Source organism: Paenarthrobacter sp. OM7 (assembly GCF_029873575.1).
Taxonomy (GTDB): Bacteria; Actinomycetota; Actinomycetes; order Actinomycetales; family Micrococcaceae; genus Arthrobacter.
The window spans coordinates 500364-518360 of sequence record NZ_CP123579.1; the positions used below are offsets into that span (position 1 = coordinate 500364).

19 protein-coding genes are annotated in these 17997 nt (G+C 60.2%); 15 read left to right on the plus strand and 4 right to left on the minus strand.

Translation table 11 applies throughout. From position 1 onward, the window contains the following. Nucleotides 1-133: 133 nt before the first annotated feature. A complete protein-coding gene (locus QEH68_RS02460; RefSeq protein WP_280626284.1) occupies nucleotides 134-601 on the minus strand; it encodes a DUF6318 family protein in 468 nt (155 codons plus the stop codon). Nucleotides 602-1070: 469 nt separating this feature from the next. Between QEH68_RS02460 and QEH68_RS02465 the strand changes: the two genes are divergently transcribed. The 6 genes from QEH68_RS02465 to QEH68_RS02490 all read left to right on the plus strand — a co-directional run bounded on the left by QEH68_RS02465 (nucleotide 1071) and on the right by QEH68_RS02490 (nucleotide 3651). Then, complete coding sequence (locus QEH68_RS02465; protein ID WP_280626287.1) at nucleotides 1071-1277, plus strand: hypothetical protein; 207 nt, start codon at nucleotides 1071-1073, stop codon at nucleotides 1275-1277. Nucleotides 1278-1369: 92 nt separating this feature from the next. Further along, nucleotides 1370-1816 (plus strand): Asp23/Gls24 family envelope stress response protein, encoded by a 447-nt coding sequence (locus tag QEH68_RS02470; RefSeq protein ID WP_207596021.1) that lies wholly within the window; start codon nucleotides 1370-1372, stop codon nucleotides 1814-1816. Beyond that, nucleotides 1813-2004 (plus strand): DUF2273 domain-containing protein, encoded by a 192-nt coding sequence (locus tag QEH68_RS02475; RefSeq protein WP_089593421.1) that lies wholly within the window; start codon nucleotides 1813-1815, stop codon nucleotides 2002-2004. Before QEH68_RS02470 ends, QEH68_RS02475 begins: the two co-directional genes overlap by 4 nt. Continuing rightward, complete coding sequence (locus tag QEH68_RS02480; protein ID WP_207596022.1) at nucleotides 2001-2381, plus strand: hypothetical protein; 381 nt, start codon at nucleotides 2001-2003, stop codon at nucleotides 2379-2381. Before QEH68_RS02475 ends, QEH68_RS02480 begins: the two co-directional genes overlap by 4 nt. After that, the gene (locus QEH68_RS02485; RefSeq protein WP_207596023.1) at nucleotides 2378-3043 is read left to right on the plus strand and encodes a DUF6286 domain-containing protein; all 666 of its coding nucleotides are present in this window, start codon (nucleotides 2378-2380) and stop codon (nucleotides 3041-3043) included. The genes QEH68_RS02480 and QEH68_RS02485 overlap by 4 nt, the downstream gene beginning before the upstream one ends. Then, the gene (locus QEH68_RS02490; RefSeq protein WP_207596024.1) at nucleotides 3040-3651 is read left to right on the plus strand and encodes a hypothetical protein; all 612 of its coding nucleotides are present in this window, start codon (nucleotides 3040-3042) and stop codon (nucleotides 3649-3651) included. The genes QEH68_RS02485 and QEH68_RS02490 overlap by 4 nt, the downstream gene beginning before the upstream one ends. Before the next feature lie 84 nt (nucleotides 3652-3735). Here the strand turns inward: QEH68_RS02490 and QEH68_RS02495 are convergent, their stop codons facing one another. Next, nucleotides 3736-5877 carry an alpha-galactosidase gene (locus tag QEH68_RS02495; RefSeq protein WP_280626292.1) on the minus strand — a complete coding sequence of 714 codons (2142 nt, stop codon included), beginning with the start codon at nucleotides 5875-5877 and terminating at the stop codon, nucleotides 3736-3738. Between the two features lie 97 nt (nucleotides 5878-5974). Then, complete coding sequence (locus QEH68_RS02500) at nucleotides 5975-7981, minus strand: glycosyl hydrolase family 8 (RefSeq protein ID WP_280626293.1); 2007 nt, start codon at nucleotides 7979-7981, stop codon at nucleotides 5975-5977. Between the two features lie 787 nt (nucleotides 7982-8768). Between QEH68_RS02500 and QEH68_RS02505 the strand changes: the two genes are divergently transcribed. The 5 genes from QEH68_RS02505 to QEH68_RS02525 all read left to right on the plus strand — a co-directional run bounded on the left by QEH68_RS02505 (nucleotide 8769) and on the right by QEH68_RS02525 (nucleotide 12776). Continuing rightward, nucleotides 8769-9635 (plus strand): DUF4397 domain-containing protein, encoded by an 867-nt coding sequence (locus QEH68_RS02505; RefSeq protein ID WP_280626294.1) that lies wholly within the window; start codon nucleotides 8769-8771, stop codon nucleotides 9633-9635. A 496-nt stretch (nucleotides 9636-10131) separates the two neighbouring features. Next, nucleotides 10132-10563: a class F sortase gene (locus QEH68_RS02510; protein ID WP_280626295.1), complete on the plus strand. Its 432-nt coding sequence runs from the start codon at nucleotides 10132-10134 to the stop codon at nucleotides 10561-10563. Nucleotides 10564-10579: 16 nt separating this feature from the next. Beyond that, nucleotides 10580-11194 carry an RNA polymerase sigma factor gene (locus QEH68_RS02515; protein WP_280627956.1) on the plus strand — a complete coding sequence of 205 codons (615 nt, stop codon included), beginning with the start codon at nucleotides 10580-10582 and terminating at the stop codon, nucleotides 11192-11194. After that, nucleotides 11181-11984, plus strand: a complete 804-nt coding sequence (locus tag QEH68_RS02520; RefSeq protein ID WP_280626297.1) for an anti-sigma factor — start codon at nucleotides 11181-11183, stop codon at nucleotides 11982-11984. Before QEH68_RS02515 ends, QEH68_RS02520 begins: the two co-directional genes overlap by 14 nt. A 147-nt stretch (nucleotides 11985-12131) precedes the next feature. Then, the gene (locus QEH68_RS02525) at nucleotides 12132-12776 is read left to right on the plus strand and encodes a DNA alkylation repair protein (RefSeq protein ID WP_280627957.1); all 645 of its coding nucleotides are present in this window, start codon (nucleotides 12132-12134) and stop codon (nucleotides 12774-12776) included. Nucleotides 12777-12805: 29 nt separating this feature from the next. On the opposite strand, the gene QEH68_RS02530 is transcribed toward QEH68_RS02525, so the two are convergent. Continuing rightward, a complete protein-coding gene (locus tag QEH68_RS02530) occupies nucleotides 12806-13207 on the minus strand; it encodes a helix-turn-helix transcriptional regulator (RefSeq protein WP_207596026.1) in 402 nt (133 codons plus the stop codon). Between the two features lie 251 nt (nucleotides 13208-13458). On the opposite strand from QEH68_RS02530, the gene QEH68_RS02535 reads away from it, so the two are divergent. The 4 genes from QEH68_RS02535 to QEH68_RS02550 all read left to right on the plus strand — a co-directional run bounded on the left by QEH68_RS02535 (nucleotide 13459) and on the right by QEH68_RS02550 (nucleotide 17993). Beyond that, nucleotides 13459-14805: an extracellular solute-binding protein gene (locus QEH68_RS02535; protein WP_089593427.1), complete on the plus strand. Its 1347-nt coding sequence runs from the start codon at nucleotides 13459-13461 to the stop codon at nucleotides 14803-14805. A 96-nt stretch (nucleotides 14806-14901) separates the two neighbouring features. Beyond that, nucleotides 14902-15867, plus strand: coding sequence for a sugar ABC transporter permease (locus QEH68_RS02540; RefSeq protein WP_207596027.1), 966 nt, complete (start codon nucleotides 14902-14904; stop codon nucleotides 15865-15867). Next, on the plus strand, nucleotides 15864-16826 hold the full coding sequence (locus QEH68_RS02545; RefSeq protein WP_089593429.1) for a carbohydrate ABC transporter permease: 963 nt from the start codon (nucleotides 15864-15866) through the stop codon (nucleotides 16824-16826). Before QEH68_RS02540 ends, QEH68_RS02545 begins: the two co-directional genes overlap by 4 nt. Before the next feature lie 114 nt (nucleotides 16827-16940). Next, nucleotides 16941-17993 carry a LacI family DNA-binding transcriptional regulator gene (locus QEH68_RS02550; RefSeq protein ID WP_207596028.1) on the plus strand — a complete coding sequence of 351 codons (1053 nt, stop codon included), beginning with the start codon at nucleotides 16941-16943 and terminating at the stop codon, nucleotides 17991-17993. Nucleotides 17994-17997: the final 4 nt, after the last annotated feature.

The window sequence follows — 17997 nt, forward strand, 5'->3', positions numbered from 1 at the left end:
AAGGGCATCTTGCTGATTGTTGTAGCCCGCCCAAGAATCCGTGTCAGCGTGTGCTGGACCATATGCCGAGAGCGCGAGTAACACGGCTGCCATTCCCACAACCGAGGAAGCGCGCGAGAGACGGCCCGGAAGATTAGTTGAGGATGCCAAGATTCGTCACCGTCCAGCCGTGGGAACCATATGTAGCAAGTAGGCCGAAGGCAGAATTTGTGGCGGCTTCTGATGCTCGCCCCGGGGTCCCGTCAGCATTGAAATACTCAATCTGCTCTTGGATTACTTGGACCTTGGCCTGTTGGTTCGCTGTTCCATTTGCCCAGATGGGCTCAACCACCGGGATAGAGATGCTGCCGCCGACAGACCATCTGCCATTGATGTGGCTGTCATTTATGCCCTTCTCGATCCGTTTGCAGGTCTCGCACTCGTCGGCGCTGAGTTGAGACCATGTTGTCTGGTCTCCTGTTTCCATCGCGTAGTTCTGCTGCGCGTACCAGTACCCAATGAACGCTTCCAGCCCGGCCTTCGAGTTCTCCTTCGCCAACTCGGGCATCACGGGGACCGGCACGTTCTGTGCTTTTCCTTTGGCATCCGCGGGTTTGTACACGGCGGACGCTGGCGGGCTACCCGGGGTGCCCGGAGTAGCCGAAGCTGCCGGAGCGGCAGTGCTTATTGTGGGAGACGCCGTCGTCGAGCCTGTTTCGGAGGGTGGGCCGCTGGGCGTAGAGGCGCCTTGGCAACCCGTGAGGAGAAGGGCCAGGACTACAAGAAAAGTGGCAAACGATAGGCGTGGCATGACAGGCTCCCCAGCAGCTGTTTTGGCGGTGTGTCGGCCAGTCTAGGTGGGGCAATGGAGCCCAAGACAGTCACGAATGGGGCGTTGTGGATAACCCTGCTCCGTTCACAGCAGGGCGCTGGGCCTATTCTGACCTCACCGGCCCTTCTCGCTGCCACCCTCACGCTCAGTGCCTGTTCGATGCCGGCACCTCTTGCGCGGTCGTCACCCAACGCGTCGTCGGCGGCTCCGGCTGCGGAAGTGGGCACCAGCTCTGCCCCCAACCACAGTTGGCGGGGCTATGGGCGGCAACCCGGAGGACATCGACAAAGCTAAGCAGGAACCGTCCCGGACGCAGGGCAAAGTGCGGGAAGAGTTGAAGGCGTCTTTCGAAAAGTTGAGGGCCTTCACGGAGGCAGCCGGCTCGGACCCCAGCAAGTATGGTGACGGGCAGTTCGAAGAGCTGATGAAGCCTATCCAGGACCGGATGGAAAAGAACTGCCAGTAGTCGCCGCCGCGCGCACTCCCTTCTCTCCAACGCTTCTCCCAAAGCGTCGGAGCTAGACGCTAGGGTGGTACTCAAGAGAAGGGGAGTGCTCCATGGAAGACCAGAACGTGCAGCTTGATCCTGTGCCCGGGGGCGAGATCCTGGGTACTGGACGCACCATCATCTCCGAGGCGGCGGTTGCCAAGGTTGCCGGCATTGCGGCCCGCACGGTACCGGGCGTCTACTCGTTGGGTTCGGGTCCGTCCCGTGCGCTCGGTGCGATCCGCGACGCCGTCGGGAGTTCCGACCACGCAGCAGGCGTGCGCGCGGAAGTCGGCGAGACCCAAGTAGCCGTGGACATCAATCTCGTTGCCCTCTACGGGCACCCCCTGCACACTGTTGCCAACCAGGTCCGGAGTGCCGTTTTCCGCGCTGTTGAAGAACTTGTGGGCCTCCAGGTCATTGAGGTCAACATCGAGATCAATGACGTCTACGTGGCTCCGCCGGTCAAACCTGCCGGAAGCAAGCCAGCCGTCATGGAAAGGGAGGTACTCCAGTGAGCATGACCGTTGTTGGAATCGCGATCGGCGCCTTCGTAGCATTCATGTCCCTTTCCTTTGGACTGTGGGGATTCCTGATCTCACTGCTCTTCATGGGCATCGGAGCGCTGCTCGGCAGGGCCGCCGACGGAAAACTGGATCTCCGCAGCGTCCTGGACGCCATTACGGGCCGGCGCTCTTCGTCATGAGCGTGGCTGAGGCTGTGGACTCCACCAGCAGCCTGGCCGGCCACAACCGGATCAGTACCCAGGCTTTGACATCCTTGGCGCGCGCCGCCGCCTCCGAGGCTCTCGGCGTTGAGGCCCACGACATCCGCGCTGATTGGGCGGACGACGACGGCCTGCTGGCTTTGTCGATCGTGGCACCCATCAGCATCCCGGCTTTGACCGAGGTCCTGCGGGACCCGTCGCGCGTCCAAGGCTTCGGCGGCTCCATCTGGGACCGTGCAGTTGCTGCCAAGGCCGCCGTTCTTGAAACGGTCACACGACTCAGCGGATCCCAGTTAAGCAGGGTGGACATCAGGATCAGCGGAGCCCACATCACGGAGGGAGGCCGCGTTCAGTGACACAGGACCAGGAAACCCAGGACCGTAAAACCCGGGATCAGCAAGCTCAGTTGGAGGGATTTGCAGGAGCTGGACCGGTGGCCGGCGAAGACCCCGAAATGAGCCGAATCCTGCGCCGTGAAACCCACTCTTCCCGGGCCGCTGCTGCCGCCATTGCCGCCGTCCTGGTCATTGTTCTCTGCCTCTATGCCCTGCTCGAGGCAGGCGTGCGGGCAATCGGTCAACCACCGTGGTTGATCGATCCCACCACTGCGGCTGGGCGCATCATCGCTCTCCCTGAAGGTATTTCCCCACTGTTGCTTGGTGCCAGTGGCGCCGTAGTTGCCATGGTGGGATTGTTCTTCTTCCTGCTCGCAGTGCTGCCCGGCAGGCGTGCCCGGCATCTGCTCAGGGACGCGCGTACCGCCGTCGTGGTTGATGACGAAGTACTCGCCTCAGCGCTGGCACGTCGGGCACGAACTGCTGCGAACGTTACCCAGGAACAGGTCATGGTGATCGTTTCCCGGCAGCTCGTAGTGGTCAATGTGAGGCCTACGTCTGGCAGCCGGGTGAGCGAGGAGGCGGTGCTGGCAGCTGTGCAAGCGGAACTTGAAGAGATGTCCCCCGTACCGATGCCTTCTGTGCGGGTCAACCTGGCGTCGTCGGGGGTGATTGGCGCGTGAACGGAACACCGCGGGCTCTTAACCGTGTGCTGTTGTTCATCATCGGAGCGAAACTCCTGGCCGTAGGAGTGCTTCTCCTGCTGCTGGCCACCGTGCCCGCGGTCGCGGCTTGGTGGCATGGCTGGTCCGCCGCTGCATGGGCAGGGATGGAAAATGCCTTCCGCCAAACGCGCTTCCCCGGTCGTGAGGAAAGCTGGTTGTGGATTGTGGCCGGGGCTGTTCTAGTGGCCATCATCATCGCCATGATCGCCTGGCTGTCGCAGCAAGGTAAGGGCCGGGCCAACCTCCTGGTCGCCAGCGATGACGACAGCCACATCAACGGAGAAGTACGGATCGGTGGCGGCGTCGCCGAGCAAGCGCTGCGGGCGGCACTCGCTGGGAGGACCGACCTCGCGGCCGCCTCGGTGGCAACCTACGAGGTACGGGGAAGGCCAGGCCTGCGCATCCGCATTCAACCCAGGCAAGGAGTTGCGCCGCACCTACTGGCCGCTGAGATATCACAGCTGGTTGAAGCATTGGACCTGGTCATCGGCCAAAAAACCCCAGTGCTGGTACACATGGTTTCCGGTGCGCGGTCCAGGTTTACCAAGGCGGAGCGGGTCCGCTGACCGAGTGATCCCGGAAGTGCCGTGCCTGCAATCCCAGATAATGCAGGCACGGCGTTCTTCCGTCGTCAGGCTGTTTGCACCGCGTCAGCAGGTGTATTTGTAGAGGGCGTAGGCAAAGAGTCCATCCAACTGGAAGACGGTGTTGCCCGTCTCGTCCACGGTAGCCCCGCTCTGCTGTCCGGCGCCAAGAACCGGCTCAAGTTTCAGTTCCTTGCCCCTCAGATCCCACAGCTGATAGGAATGTGCGGGTTCGGAGTTATGTTCCTTGAGTATCAGCAGGTACCCGGAATGATCGGACGTTATTGATTGGAAACCCGTCCATGTGGTGCCGTTTGGCTCGTTGCCGATGGGCAGGACATGGCCGGACAGGATCTCACTTTGGACTTCCCTATATCGGGGAATGACGCGGCCCAGAGTTTCAACGGACTCCTCGTTCAGCCCTGTCTGCTCCATCCAAGCCAGGGGGTTGGCGAACAAGGTGACCGCCAGCGCATACTCAAGCCCGCAGCTGGATGGCGCCAAGGCGTCATCCGGGTACAGATCGGTGTTCCTGTGGACATTGAGGAACTCGGCCTGCAGCCGGTAGGTGGGGTAGTAGCGCGACAGCATCCAGATGTTCCGCAGGGTGCGGTGGGGGTAGTAGTTGGGCCAGCCTCCGAACTTCCCGGTGAAGCGGTTTTCCAGGAACAAGGAGCCGTACTGTAGCTGGCCGTAGTAGCCGCTGCGGACTCCCGCCGTGACATCCATGTTGAAGAAGACGCCACGGTTGGTGCCGGTGAGCACCCGTTGCATGAGTTTGGTGAGGTTTTCCTCGCCGATCTTGGACGTGAACTCAATCCCGTCAAGCTTGTAGGCGGAGATGCCGTATTGCTTGTGCAGGTCAATCAGGGTGTCGCTGTCCTTTTCCCAGTTCTCAAAGTCATTGAGAGAGTCGGGCGAGAACCACAATCCCATCCGGATGCCTTTTGCATTCGCGGATGCGACGATGGGCTCAAGCCCGTTCGGGAAGCGTGTGGGGTTGACTCTCCAGAAGTCCGGGTTGGATTCGTAGTAGCCCTTACCCCAGGCCCCTCCGGGGTTTATGGAATTGGCGGTGGTCCCGTTCTGCCAGCCGTCATCGATCTGATACAGCGTCACGCCCGTCTTTTGGGCTACTTCAAGCTCCTCGAGCAGGAACTGTTCACTCAGTCGTCCGTCACTGGATTGGTCTCCCCAGGTGTTGGACATGACGAAGGCATCCTTCTCAGGATCAAAGACGTGGATGGCACCGTGATATTCGTTCAGGGCGGAGAGAGCATCCGTCTCCTCACCGCTCCATAACACGACGCTGCTGCCGTATGTGGTGAGGGTCTTGGATTTCTCCAGGTCCCCCCGGCCGAAGGACCAGCCTGTAGTAAAGACGTTCTGTCCCTTGATGAAGAAGTCACTCTCCACACCGCCGAGATATCCCAGCGCTGTGGGTCCTTCCTTGATCAGTGTGAGGCCATCCTTTGACAAATGATCCTGGACGGAGACGAGGTTCCCCTTCATGAAGCGTTGTTCGCGCCTGGAAAACAGGCCGGTACTGGCGGTGACAAGGTTGTCCATGTCATCGGTGACATCAACGAACTCCACGCTCTTCCAGCCGCAATGACTGGGCTCCAGCGGGAAACAGTCCTGATAGCCTCCCTCGAGTTCCCGCAGGTGCGGCGCCTCCAAGCCAGCACTTTCACTTTTCTGGGCGGGGACCGGGCCGCACGCTTCCACGCGATCGTTCAGGGTGACGCTAACGAAGGATCTGAGGATAGGAACCCCGGGGTAGATAATGTGCGTCCACCGGACCTCGGAAGCCTCGAACGTAAGGTCCACCTCCACTTTCAAGTGCTCCCTGGCAACACCGTGATCGTCATCCCGCACTGTCCTGACAGCGATGCCTAGCCTGTCCCCCGTGAACAATGAAGAATTGTAGAAGGCATATCTCCGGTCAACAGTACGTAGCCAATCAGAGGTTTCCTCGGCGGCGAACCATTCCTTGTTTGTGGCTTTGTTCTTCAATGACACCACCGTGGGAATGCTCTGGCCAAGATCCCAGGAACGCTCCAGGGCGCTGTTTCCTACGCGGAGAACGGTGCCATCCAGCACAACGTAACAATCCATGAACCCGCCGGGCTCGCCCGCGCAAAACTCGTCGAGCAATGCCGTGTTCTGGAGGCCGTTTGTTGTTGTGCGTATTTGTTGTTCCGTCATTGGCGGTATTTCCTATCATCTTTCTACGAAATGCAGGGGGAATGGCAGAGAACTTGCTAGGGCGGTATGTGCCGGATATCTGAAATTCCCCGGGTGGTCAATTGCCTTTGAGTTTTTTGGTGCTGGTGTCGTAGATGTAGCTTGACCGCGTATTGCCGGCAGCATCTTTTGCGAGTACCCGGAGGGAAACCTCCGTTTGTGCGTGGAGGTTGGTCACGTTAAACGAGGTACCGGCCACAGGTTGGAGGTTCAACTGGGTGTCCCCGTTGAAGACGTCGTACGTTATGGAGCCGTTGGGATCGTCGTCGATCGACGCCGTCCACTTGAGGGGGATGGTGTCGGTGGTTGTCCTTCCCGCCTCCAGATACGACGGACGCGACGGCGCGGTCACATCGGTGGAAGTGGTGGAAGTTGTGAAGACTTCACTGGTTGATCTGTTTCCCGATTTGTCCGTGGCCACGATGGTGAAGCTCTGGGCTGTTCCGGATGGCAGGTTCTCTACCTTGTAGTCGCTCGGGAAGTAGACCGGACCGGCGTTGACCTTGACGCCGTTCCGAAACACGTCGTAGGACAATTCATTGATGGAATCGTTGTCTGCCGGCTTGTTCCATTTAAGCGTCACGCTCGACAATGTTCGTGCCTGCGCAATGATCCCGGTGGTCTTTGCCGGGGCGGCCGTGTCCACCATCGTTGACCCTGTCACGGGTTCGCTGGCCATTTTGTTGCCGGCCGCGTCCCTGGCTGTCACAGTGATCGAATAGCTAGTTCCTGGGTCCAGGAACTCCAATTTGGTGGCCAGCGTTGGCGTGACGTTGAAAAGCTTCCCGTCGCGCCGGATCTCATACATCACCGGCCCCTGGTCATCTGCTGCTGCAGCCCATGCCAGGTTAATGGTGTTCAAGGTGGTGCCGGTCACTCTGACGTTCAGGGGCTGAGCCGGTGCTGTTGTATCCGTTACCGGCAGAGGGGCGGGCATGGTGCTGGTGGGATAGGGCGCGGAATCATAGAAGTTGGGCATGTTGCCGGTCAGGACGAGCATGCTCATGATCATGACGGCGTCCTGGTAATAGCCGCCGGGCCAGTCGCTCATAGGCTCCTGCTTGCGGAGGTAATCGTAGAGCAGATCGAGAGAGTCCTGGTTTGAAGCGTCCACCATAGCGCCAACGGCCATAGGACCGGTCATATTGCGTGGCGATGTGAACGTTGCCCTGGCTGTCCCATCGATGTTGTAGGTACCCAGCGCAGTGTCCGGATTGTCGTTGATCTTGGACATGAACCACTTCACGTTTCGGTCCGGGAGGTCGTGGGCCAGAGGGCTGTTCTCAGTCCCGTTCCACAGGAAGTCCTGCGCCACCCGCCAAGGGAGTCTGGAGGGATCAAACCCGTAGCTTGTGGAGTTGCTGTCAGGGCCGCTGGTGCCGGTGTAAGTGGGGGCACCCGTAGAAGACAGGACCCACTTGTATGGCACCAGTCCTGTTGAGGGGTTGAGGTTGTAGAAGTGATCAAACATCCGGTAGCCGGCATCTGTCACCTTGTCCCAGCGGTCCTCGCCTGTAGCGTCTTTGTAGAGCTCGAACCACGCTGGAATCTCATAGGAGCTGATGACGGCAGTGGTGGACGACTGGCTGGTCTTGACGATGTAGGAAGGCTTGTAGATCAGGTGCTCCATGGCGTCGCGGATGATCTTTTTGGCCTCGTCAAGATAGTTGATGGCCCCCGTACTGCCCCACTGCTTGTGCGCCATCAGGAGGGATGTCGCAGCGTCGAAGTCGCCGTCCGGTGCCGCATATGGATCGATGTTGTTTCCCTCTTTATCCACCTTCCAGCCCATAAAGTTGTAGCCGGGGGAGAGATTGCGCATGTAGTAGCGGACGAGACCATCGAAGTCCGAGCGGCCGCTCGTATCCGGACTGGCCATATAGACCGAGAGCAGCATTGCAAACCCAACTCCCTCGGAGGGGGCTCCGTCTTTGTAATTGGAGTCGCTCGCACGGACCCGCACTTCACCAGGTTCCGCTCCGTCAGTGGTGATGTACTGGTCGCGCCATTTGGTGTACATGGACAGCATGTCCCGGTTCAGTGTGTCCCGGTCCAGGCTGGGCATGATCCCATGCGGATACTTCGCGTTATGCGGAAATGGATACTGTTCGGGCGTGACGGTGCCGTCGGCGTTAATGGTGACACTAAGTGTTTTGTCTTTAGGTAGTGCCGAATGGTTGGCCGCGACCGCCGGGCTGGACCCCAGCGAGAGTGCCAGCACTGTGACATATAAAACGGCTTGAGATGTAAATTTAGACCTAGTCCTGGTTGTTTTCATACAAAAGCTCCTAATTACGCCATTGTGGATGGGCTTTGCGTGTCTTGGCTCAGTGGATCTTTCAATTCCAACGGATGACGGCGAAAGGCGGAATGCACACGAATTACAGGCCGCCGATTGCGGTCCAGGTCATAGTCAAGGCTTCCACTGTAGAATCGTCGTCCTCGTATTGCCATTCATCCCTCGCCGTTCTTTTGCACGATCCGACGACGACGGCTGACTGACCGTCGCCGTTGGTGCCAACGGCCTGGGTAGCCCGCGGCTCCACCAATTACTCGCGGGGTTGAACTACTGGGGCGCACTCCGTTCGTCGCGCTGACTTCCTTGGATCGATATAGATTGGCATTGATTTAACGCAAAATCAAGGGCTGGTCCACGGGGGATTCCCTGACTTCGCTGTGATCCAAGGACCAGCACGCCTGCGGCGCTCCTGCAGCCGCCAGACCACGCGGGTCATCGGCTGAGAAAACATTCCAAAAAATCCCGCGCTTCCGCATCCGAAACATGCTTTGTGGCGGTAGTAGGGGTATCAGCAAACCTCCCCCCGTATAGGGGGCCGATTGAGGAGAAGGACATGCGCAGCAGATTACTTTCGGCAGGAGCAGGAGCCAGTGCCGCAGCATTGGCAGCAGCAATCGTTTTGGCTGTCCCCGCGCAAGCGGCGGAGGGCGACGCACATCTGTCTGTACTGCACGGTGTGCCAGGGTTGACCGTTGACGTCTGGGTCAACGGAGCACGAACCTTGGACGACTTCACTCCAGGCACACTGGCCGGCCCGTTGGCACTTCCGCCCGGAGCGTACGATCTCGCAATTACTGCCTCGGACGCCGCCGATGCCTCTGCCCCTGTTATTGGGCCCGTGACGGTGACCTTGGCTGCAAGCGGCAACTACACCGCCGTCGCCAACCTCGATGCGGCAGGAAAGCCAACGGCGAACTTCTTCACGAACGACGTCTCGCGCATCGATGCAGGCAAAGGCAAGTTGACCGTCCGACACACTGCAGCGGCACCGGCTGTGGATGTGCTGGCTGGCGGCACGGCCGTTGTTAGCAATCTGGCCAACCCCAACGAGCAAACACTCACCCTGGACCCTGGTACGGTCTCAGCCGCCGTGGCTGCAGCGGGCACCACGGCACCTGTCATTGGCCCTGCGGATGTGACAGTGACCGAAGGAACACACACCATCGTCTACGCGTGGGGAAGCCTCACTGACCAGAATCTTCAATTGGCGGTGCAGACCATTGACGGACTGCATTCGGCACCAGGATCGGTACCCGGCGCACTGGACGGCTCATCGGGCGCTTTGTCTCCAGGTGCCTCGGCAGGAGATGTGTCCACAGAACAGCTGATGCTGGGCGGTGGCCTCGCTGCGGCAACGTTGCTACTGATCGCTCTGGGGAATCGTAGGGCTCGTGCTGTCACCTCCGGGATCAAGTCCTAGAACACTGAAGTTCCTAGAACACTGAAGTCCCAGAACGCTGAGGTCATCAAACACCGAAGCTCTCATGCGAAGGAGCCGTAAGGCATAAAAGCGGAACACGTCCTGGCCGTCCGCAGCGATGGCCAGGACGTTCCCCGCATCAACCACGGCAGCCGCAGCATCCTGCCGTAGACCGCCAGGAAAAAGCATGAAGACATCAAGTGAGCCACACCGAAGTCGCCGCCTCCAAAGCGGTACAGGGCGACGTCGCAGTACACACCAATGGATGGGAGCGCTGGCCGCCGTGGCAGTGCTCTTTCTGACGGCCTGCGGGACCCCGACGCCGTCGACGGCAGGGAGTGCCTCCAGCGAGGCAAACGACTCAATCCCCGGCATGCAGCAAACTCAACCGTCGCCTACTCAACCGTCGATGCCTCCCGCCGAGACTTCCGGACCCCCTGCCGAAGTCTCGCTGCGGGGCGCAACTCCAACACAGCCCGCGGCGACTCCCCCTCCTGTGTCACTCCAAGTGGCCGGAACCTCCATTGATATGGGCGTAGTACCCGTGGGGGTCGCGCCCGGTGGGGCTATGGAGATACCGGAAACCTTCTATGAGGCCGGCTGGTATCGGTTCGGGCCAGCCCCCGGAGCAGCGGAAGGCTCGGCTGTCCTTGCCGGACACATCGACACCACCTCCGATCAAGCACCGTTCTCCCAGTTGAAGTCCTTGCCGGCCGGAACCTTGATCACCGTAGGACGGGAGGGCGCTCCCGCACTCAAATATCGGGTTGTTTCCGTCACTTTGATGGCCAAGGACGCCTTCGACGGCGAATCTCTGTTCCGTCGCACGGGTCCGCACGAACTCAAGGTTGTCACGTGCGGGGGCCGATGGCTGGACGAACGAATGGACTACAGCGACAATGTCATTGTCACCGCGGTCCTTGAATAAGTACCCCAACCCGGCCGTGGTCCTCGTCGCTGACGCCGGGAAGGAGTCTCCTTTGGTATCCCCAAACGAGGTTTCATCCGCGTGGGACGATGCTTTGACCACTTCATTCATGGCGGGGGATGAGTCCGCACTTGTGGCCGCTTACAGGGAGTTCGCCCCGCTGGTCCACACGCTCGCCTTGAGGTCTTTGAGAGACCGTTCGGCAGCCGACGACGTCACGCAAGAGGTCTTCATTAGGGTCTGGCGACACCGCGACACCTTCCACCCGGAGGTCTCGCGACTGCCGGCCTGGATAGTGGGCATTGCACGCCACGCCATTGCGGACGCCCACTCTGCCTCAAACCGGGAAGTTCGCAGAATCCTTGCCGTCGCCCAGGTCCAGGACACTGGCGGGGCATCTACAACAGGGGAAGCGGTTGAGATAGTGGCCGACAGGCTGCTTCTGGACGGAGAGCTGGACCGGCTTGGTGAACCGCAGGGCGCCATCATGAAATTAGCGTTCTACGAAGACCTGACGCATGAGCAGATTTCCCGCAGGCTTGAACTACCACTTGGTACCGTCAAGAGCCACATTCGACGCAGCTTGATCCACCTAAGAAGCAGACTGGAGGTTGACCGTGCCGCACATTGATCCGGAAGAGTTGAGCCTCCTGGCGCTGTACGGTGCTTGGCTCGATGAGGAGGGCCAACGGCATCTCAATAGCTGCGATGCCTGCTCGGCGGAGTACGCCGCATTGCGCCGCGCCGTGGACGCCATGAAAACCACGCCGGACAGCACAAGCTTTGAGGTGCCCGGCCCCAACGTGTGGAGCGGGATTCACCGGGAACTGGGTCTGTCCGATGCAACCCGGGCAGACCCCCTGCGCTCTGCAACGGGCTCTGCTGCAGGCTCTGCGACTGGGACTGAAACCAGTAAAGCCGGCCACACCGACCCGCCCGGACCAGGGCAACCCCCGGCACCACCCACAGACATACGTTCCGTCAAGAAGCGTCCCCTAGGGTGGCAACGCCGCGGGACCTGGTTGGCAGTTGCTGCGGCGGGGGCCTTGGTCATCGCGGGTGGAACGCTGTGGAACCTCAATCAAGCGGCAACGCCATTGGCGCGGGCAGAGTTGTCCCCACTCGCCCAGCACACTGCCACAGGATCGGCGACAGTCCTTGAGTCCGCGGACGGATCACGAAACCTGGAAGTGAAGCTAAGCAAAGATGAAGCACAGGGCTACCAGGAGGTCTGGCTCATCGGCACGGACCTCAAGCGGCTGATCAGTCTGGGAATCATGAGGTCGGATTCAGGGACCTTCCCGCTTCCGTCAGATCTGAATCTGGACGATTTCCCTATCGTCGACGTCTCTGATGAGCCGCTGGATGGAAATCCCGGCCACTCCAGTGTGAGCATCGTGAGGGGTTCGCTTAGTTCCTGAGCCGTCCAACCGGTTGACGCGCCACCGTGCGCTGCCCTTGCTTTCAGCAACGGGTAGCCTGAATCCAAACCCTAAGGACAGGAGGCCACGGTGGCTGAAACGACGGCGGCCCAAGAGTTGGTGCTCGACACCACGGTGGCCGGGCTCATGGCCGAGTTGGCGGCGCTGGAAGAGCCCCGTGCGCGGGAAATCAACGAAAAACACGGCGACGACCACGGGGTGAACCTCAGCAAGCTGCGCGCCGTCGCGAAGCGACTGAAAACGCAGCAGGAGCTATCGCGTGAATTGTGGGCCACGGGTGACACCGCGGCCAGGCTGTTGTCCCTGCTGATCTGCCGTCCCAAGGCCTTTGAGCGGGACGAGTTGGACAGCATGCTCCGGGAAGCACGGACCCCCAAGGTGCACGACTGGCTGGTGAACTACGTTGTCAAAAAGAGTCCGCACTCCGAAGCACTGAGGGTGGCCTGGTTTGCCGACGCCGATCCTGTGGTGGCCAGCGCTGGGTGGGCACTGACATCGGAACGTGTTGTTAAGAAGCCAGACGGACTGGACATTGTGGTCCTGCTGGACATTGTCGAGGCCACCATGAAGGACTCGCCGGACCGGCTCCAGTGGGCCATGAACCAATGCCTTGCCATGATCGGGATTGAATTTCCGGAACACCGGGCCAGGGCCCTGGACATCGGTGAGCGTTTGGAGGTCCTGAAGGACTATCCCACGCCGCCCAACTGCACCTCACCGTTTGCGCCCAGCTGGATCAACGAGATGGTACGGCGCCAGGCTGGTAAATGAGCCAGGCCGGTAAATGAGGCGGCCCGAATTCAGCCTCTGTTACGGTGCATCATCCGGTACGTGAGCTCAGCGAGGAGTTCTTCGTCGGAAAGGTGAGACGCCCGGGCAATGGGAGCTGCAGGTACGGCGACGCGCGGAGGTCCCTGCCGTGGTTCGTCTCCCGAGCGCATGTCGTCGGGAGTGATCATTTCCGGAGCAAACGTCGATTTTCCCTTGAGGACCTCTGAGACGGACCCTGCACGCCATCCCAGCGCATGCTCAAGCTTGCGCTGGTTGATTTCCTGGGTGCGCCGCGTTCCTGATTCCAGGGTCCGGACGGTCTTGATGGCGGTACCTGCCTGCTTGGCCAACTGAACCTGGCTTAATCCCTGGGCCAAGCGTTCTTCTTTGATCAATCGGCCGATGGTCTGCAGTGCTTCAAGTTCATCCACACTTCCTATTTTTCCATAGGCAACATTGGGTAACCAAATCGAAACCGGCTCTGACCGGCAGGGGTGACCACTCAAATGCCCCTTAACAGAGCCTCGCGGCAGCCTTCCCTTCGAGATCGGCAGGTTACTTGGTATCGATGCGGTTACGTTCGGTGTAAGCGCTTGCATTTTGGCGCCCGTTCTAGCTAGTGTGAGCGTCACCACATCAATTGCGCCGCCGAATCACTTGTACTCAGCGAGGAGTCTTTAGCATGAAGAAAACCAAGTACCTGCTACCGGTCGCAGCCGCCGGTGTTCTGGCACTTACCCTTTCCGCCTGTAGCGGAGATGGAGGCGGCGGGGGATCAACCGCAGGCTCGGATGATTGCTCCGCTTACGAAAGCTACGGAAAGCACGACGGCAAGACGGTCTCCGTCTATTCGACGATCGTAGACATTGAGGCAACCAACCTCGAGGAATCCTGGAAGCAGTTCGAAGACTGCACCGGCATCACCATCAAGTACGAGGGCAGCAAGGAATTCGAAACGCAGATCGGCGTTCGTGCCCAGTCCGGTACCGCCCCCGATGTCGGGATCTTCCCGCAGCCCGGCCTCCTTGCCACCCAGGCCCGGGCCGGCTACCTGAAGCCCGCTCCGCAGACCGTTTCCGACCTCGTGGACAAGAACTGGTCCCCGGACTGGAAGAAGTACGGCACCGTTGACGGCAAGTTCTACGCCGCTCCGATGCTGGCCAACGTCAAGGGTTTTGTTTGGTATGCGCCCAAGACCTTCAAGGACAAGGGCTGGGAAGTCCCCAAGACCTGGGACGAAATGATCGAACTGTCCAAGAAGATCGCCGCGGATGACAAGAACATGAAACCGTGGTGCGCTGGTTTCGAATCCGGTGAGGCTACGGGTTGGCCCGGCACGGACTGGATCGAGGACGTGGTTCTGCGCGAACACGGCCCCGAGGTCTACGACCAGTGGATTACCCATCAGATTCCGTTCAACGACCCCAAGATCGTCGATTCCTTCAACAAGGCCGGCGACATCCTGCTCAACCAGGACATGGTTAACGGCGGCTTCGGTGACGTCCGTTCGATCTTGAGCACCGGTTTTGCCCAGGCCGGCCAGCCGGTCCTTGACGGCACCTGCGCCATGCACCACCAGGCCAACTTCCAGGCCGCCAACTGGCCTGCAGGAACCAATGTTGCTGAAGATGGCGATGTCTGGGCCTTCATCACTCCGCCGATCGACGAGAGCAAGGGCAAAGCAGTCACCGGTGGCGGTGAAATGGTGGGCGCCTACAAGGACACCCCTGAGGTCCAGTCCTTCCTGGCATACCTGGCCAGTGCCGACTTCGCCAACAACCGTGTCAAGCTAGGCGGCGTGGTCAGTGCCAACAAGGGCCTGGATCCCGCCAACGCCCAGTCCGACCTCGACAAGCTGACTGTCCAGATCCTCCAGGACCCGGACACCGTCTTCCGTTTCGACGGCTCGGACCTGATGCCGAGTGCCGTAGGTTCCAACTCCTTCTGGAAGGGCATCGTGCAGTGGATCAACGGCACGTCCTCCCAGGAGGTTGCCAACAGCATCGAATCCAGCTGGCCTAAGAGCTAACTCCCAAAGTGCTGCCTCCCCTGGCTGGTTTGCCCAGCCGGGGAGGCAGTGCTTTTCCCGGTACTTAGTGATTCACTCACGCCCCGGAGGTTGGGTATGGAATTTATTGGAGAAAAACTCCTACAAGTAGTGATAGCCCTGGCGATATTCGCAGCGGTCATCGGCCTCATCATGTTGCTGGTGGACAGGGCTCCTAAATCAGTCAAAGACAAGGTCACGGTGGCGGGCTTCCTTGCTCCTGCCGCCATCCTGATGCTCGTGGGCCTGGTCTATCCGGCCATCCGCACGTCAATGCTCGCTTTTACGGACGCCGGCGGAAATGCCAACGGATTCGACAACTTTGTGTGGATGTTCACGCAGCCCGAGGCGCTGACCACGCTCCGGAACACGGTCATCTGGACAGTCCTGGTTCCGCTGCTGTCGACGAGCTTTGGCCTTGCCTACGCTGTGTTCATAGACAAGGCCCGCGGCGAGCGGGTGCTGAAGTCGCTGGTCTTCATGCCGATGGCAATTTCCTTCGTGGGTGCCGGCATCATTTGGAAGCTCGTGTACGACTACCGTGGTCCCAACATCGAGCAGACCGGTGTCATTAACTTCTTCAGGGTTGCCTTGGGGATGGATCCCAAGCAGTTCCTGCTGGATGCCCCGGAAAACACCATCTTCCTCATCATCGTGATGGTCTGGATCCAGACCGGTTTTGCCATGGTGATCTTGTCCGCGGCCATCAAGGGTGTTCCGGTGGAACTCATCGAGGCAGCCCGCCTGGATGGTGCCAACGCATGGCAGCAGTTCCGCAACGTCACCATTCCCGGCATCCGTGGAGCCCTGGTGGTGGTGCTGACCACCATTACCATCGCCACTCTGAAGGTCTTCGACATTGTCCGGACCATGACCGCCGGAAACTACGACACGTCCGTGGTCGCCAACGAAATGTACACGCAGGCCTTCCGCGCCGGTGAGCCGGGACGTGGTGCCGCTTTGGCCCTGATCCTGTTCCTCATGGTGCTGCCCATCGTCGTGTACAACGCTCGAGTCCTTCGCAAGCAAAGGGAGATCCATTGACAGCCACGCCAGCCCCGAAAGAGGCCTCGAAGGCCACCCGGCAGCGTCCTGGATCCGACCCCACAGAGGACGCCCAGCCGATCATGCGGCGCGTCAAGACCAAGCTCACCTCCAAGTGGGCAACGGCGGCAGCGGTCATTATCGCCGTCGTATGGTCTGTGCCGACGTTCGGCCTCTTTGTCACCTCGTTCCGTCCTGCCGCCAAGCAGGTCGGTCCCCGGTCCGACGGCTGGTGGAATGCCTTCGTCGACTGGCAGTTCACGTTCAAGAACTACGCCGACGTCCTGACCCCGGCGGGTTCGCAGTCAGCCAACCTTTCCCAGTACTTCGTCAACTCCATAGCGATCGTCATCCCGGTCACCATCTTCGTGCTGGTGCTGGCATCCATGGCCGCCTATGTGTTCGCTTGGGGAAAGTTCAAGGGCCGCGATGCGTTGTTCATCTTCGTCTTCGCCCTGCAGATCATTCCGCTCCAGATGGCGCTGATTCCGCTCCTGCAGTTCTTCACGCAGACCTTGCAACTCCCGGCTGGTTCATACGCGCAGCTGTGGATCGCCCACACCATGTTCGGCCTTCCGCTGGGCATCTTCCTGCTCCACAACTTCATCTCCGAAATTCCCGGTGAAGTCATCGAGGCAGCAAGGGTGGACGGTGCCGGACACAGCACCATCTTCTGGCGGATTATCCTGCCGCTCTCCGTTCCGGCGCTTGCCTCGCTGGCGATCTTCCAATTCCTGTGGGTCTGGAATGACCTCCTGGTGGCGTTGGTGTTCTCCGGTGGCACGGCGGACGTTGCTCCGATTACGCAGCGCTTGGCGGAGCTCTCGGGTACCCGCGGAGCCAGGGACTACCTGAACCCGGCGGCCGCCTTTGTCTCCATCATTGTCCCGCTGCTGGTCTTCTTCGGCTTGCAGCGCTACTTTGTGCGCGGCCTGCTGTCCGGCGGCCTTAAGGGCTAGAAATTTGAAGCTTCGGTTACGCAGCGCATTACGCGGCTGCGTAACCGAGGGCTTCAAACCACAAACAGACACTTAAGGTATAGGCGGAGCAACGGCGGCCGGAGAGGGGAGCCTGTGTCAAAAACAACGGGTAGATCCCAACGCGGTGGCCATACCGGCGTCAGTATTGAGGACGTCGCTGCAGCTGCCGGAGTCTCGACGGCCACCGTCTCACGGGCCGTGCGGGGGTTACCTCGGGTTTCTCCGGCCACTCGCGAAAGAATCCTCGAAGTAGCCAGTTCACTCGGGTATGTGGCGTCGTCGTCAGCGTCAGGCCTGGCCACCGGCCGTACGCGCACCATCGGTGTGCTGGCCCCTTTCGTGAGCCGTTGGTTCTTCTCAAAGGCCATCGAGGGTGCGGACCGTGAGTTGCATTCCCGCAAGTACAATCTCTCGCTGTTCAACCTGGGGGGCCACGGGAGCAACCGTGAGCGGCTCTTCAGTTCCACCATGGTCTACAAACAAATCGACGCCCTGTTGGTGCTGTGCATGTCCTTGACCGCGGAAGAGCTGGAACACCTCCACAAGATCGATATCCCGCTGGTTGTGGTGGGCGGGCACGTTGAGGATTGTGCGTACATCGGCATCAACGATTACGACGCCGCGTCCACCGCAGTGCGGCACCTCCTGGACCTGGGCCACAAGGACATCGCCCTGCTCCACGGCGACGACGAAACGGACCTGAACTTCGACGTACCCCGCGTGCGTATCCGCGCCTTCCAGGAAGTCATGACCGACGCCGGACTGGAGGTCCGGCCCGAATGGGACCAATGGGGCGATTTCACCGTTGCCAGCGGCCAGCAGGCCTTCAACCGGCTATGGAACCAGCCCGGACGCAAACCGACAGCTATTTTCTGTTCGTCGGACGAGATGGCGATGGGCGTCATTTTTGAGGCCGGCCGCCACGGCGTCAGGGTGCCTCAAGACCTCTCAGTGATCGGCATTGATGATCACGATTTCTCGGCCTCCATTGGCCTGACTACAGTGGGCCAGCGCCCCGACAACCAGGCCGAACTCGCCACGAAAATGCTGCTGGACGAGTTGGACGGCAACCCGGAAGCCGTGCATTCGGAAGTGGCTCCCCACGAGCTGATCGTGCGCGAGACAACCGCCCCACCCGGCGCATAAAGCC

Coding starts and splice junctions, on each gene's coding strand:
- QEH68_RS02465 (WP_280626287.1), top strand. CDS start 1,071: ATGGGCGGCAACCCGGAGGACATCGACAAAGCTAAGCAGGAACCGTCC.
- QEH68_RS02470 (WP_207596021.1), top strand. CDS start 1,370: ATGGAAGACCAGAACGTGCAGCTTGATCCTGTGCCCGGGGGCGAGATC.
- QEH68_RS02480 (WP_207596022.1), top strand. CDS start 2,001: ATGAGCGTGGCTGAGGCTGTGGACTCCACCAGCAGCCTGGCCGGCCAC.
- QEH68_RS02495 (WP_280626292.1), bottom strand. CDS start 5,877: ATGACGGAACAACAAATACGCACAACAACAAACGGCCTCCAGAACACG.
- QEH68_RS02500 (WP_280626293.1), bottom strand. CDS start 7,981: ATGCCCAGCCTGGACCGGGACACACTGAACCGGGACATGCTGTCCATG.
- QEH68_RS02505 (WP_280626294.1), top strand. CDS start 8,769: ATGCGCAGCAGATTACTTTCGGCAGGAGCAGGAGCCAGTGCCGCAGCA.
- QEH68_RS02525 (WP_280627957.1), top strand. CDS start 12,132: ATGGCCGAGTTGGCGGCGCTGGAAGAGCCCCGTGCGCGGGAAATCAAC.
- QEH68_RS02535 (WP_089593427.1), top strand. CDS start 13,459: ATGAAGAAAACCAAGTACCTGCTACCGGTCGCAGCCGCCGGTGTTCTG.
- QEH68_RS02540 (WP_207596027.1), top strand. CDS start 14,902: ATGGAATTTATTGGAGAAAAACTCCTACAAGTAGTGATAGCCCTGGCG.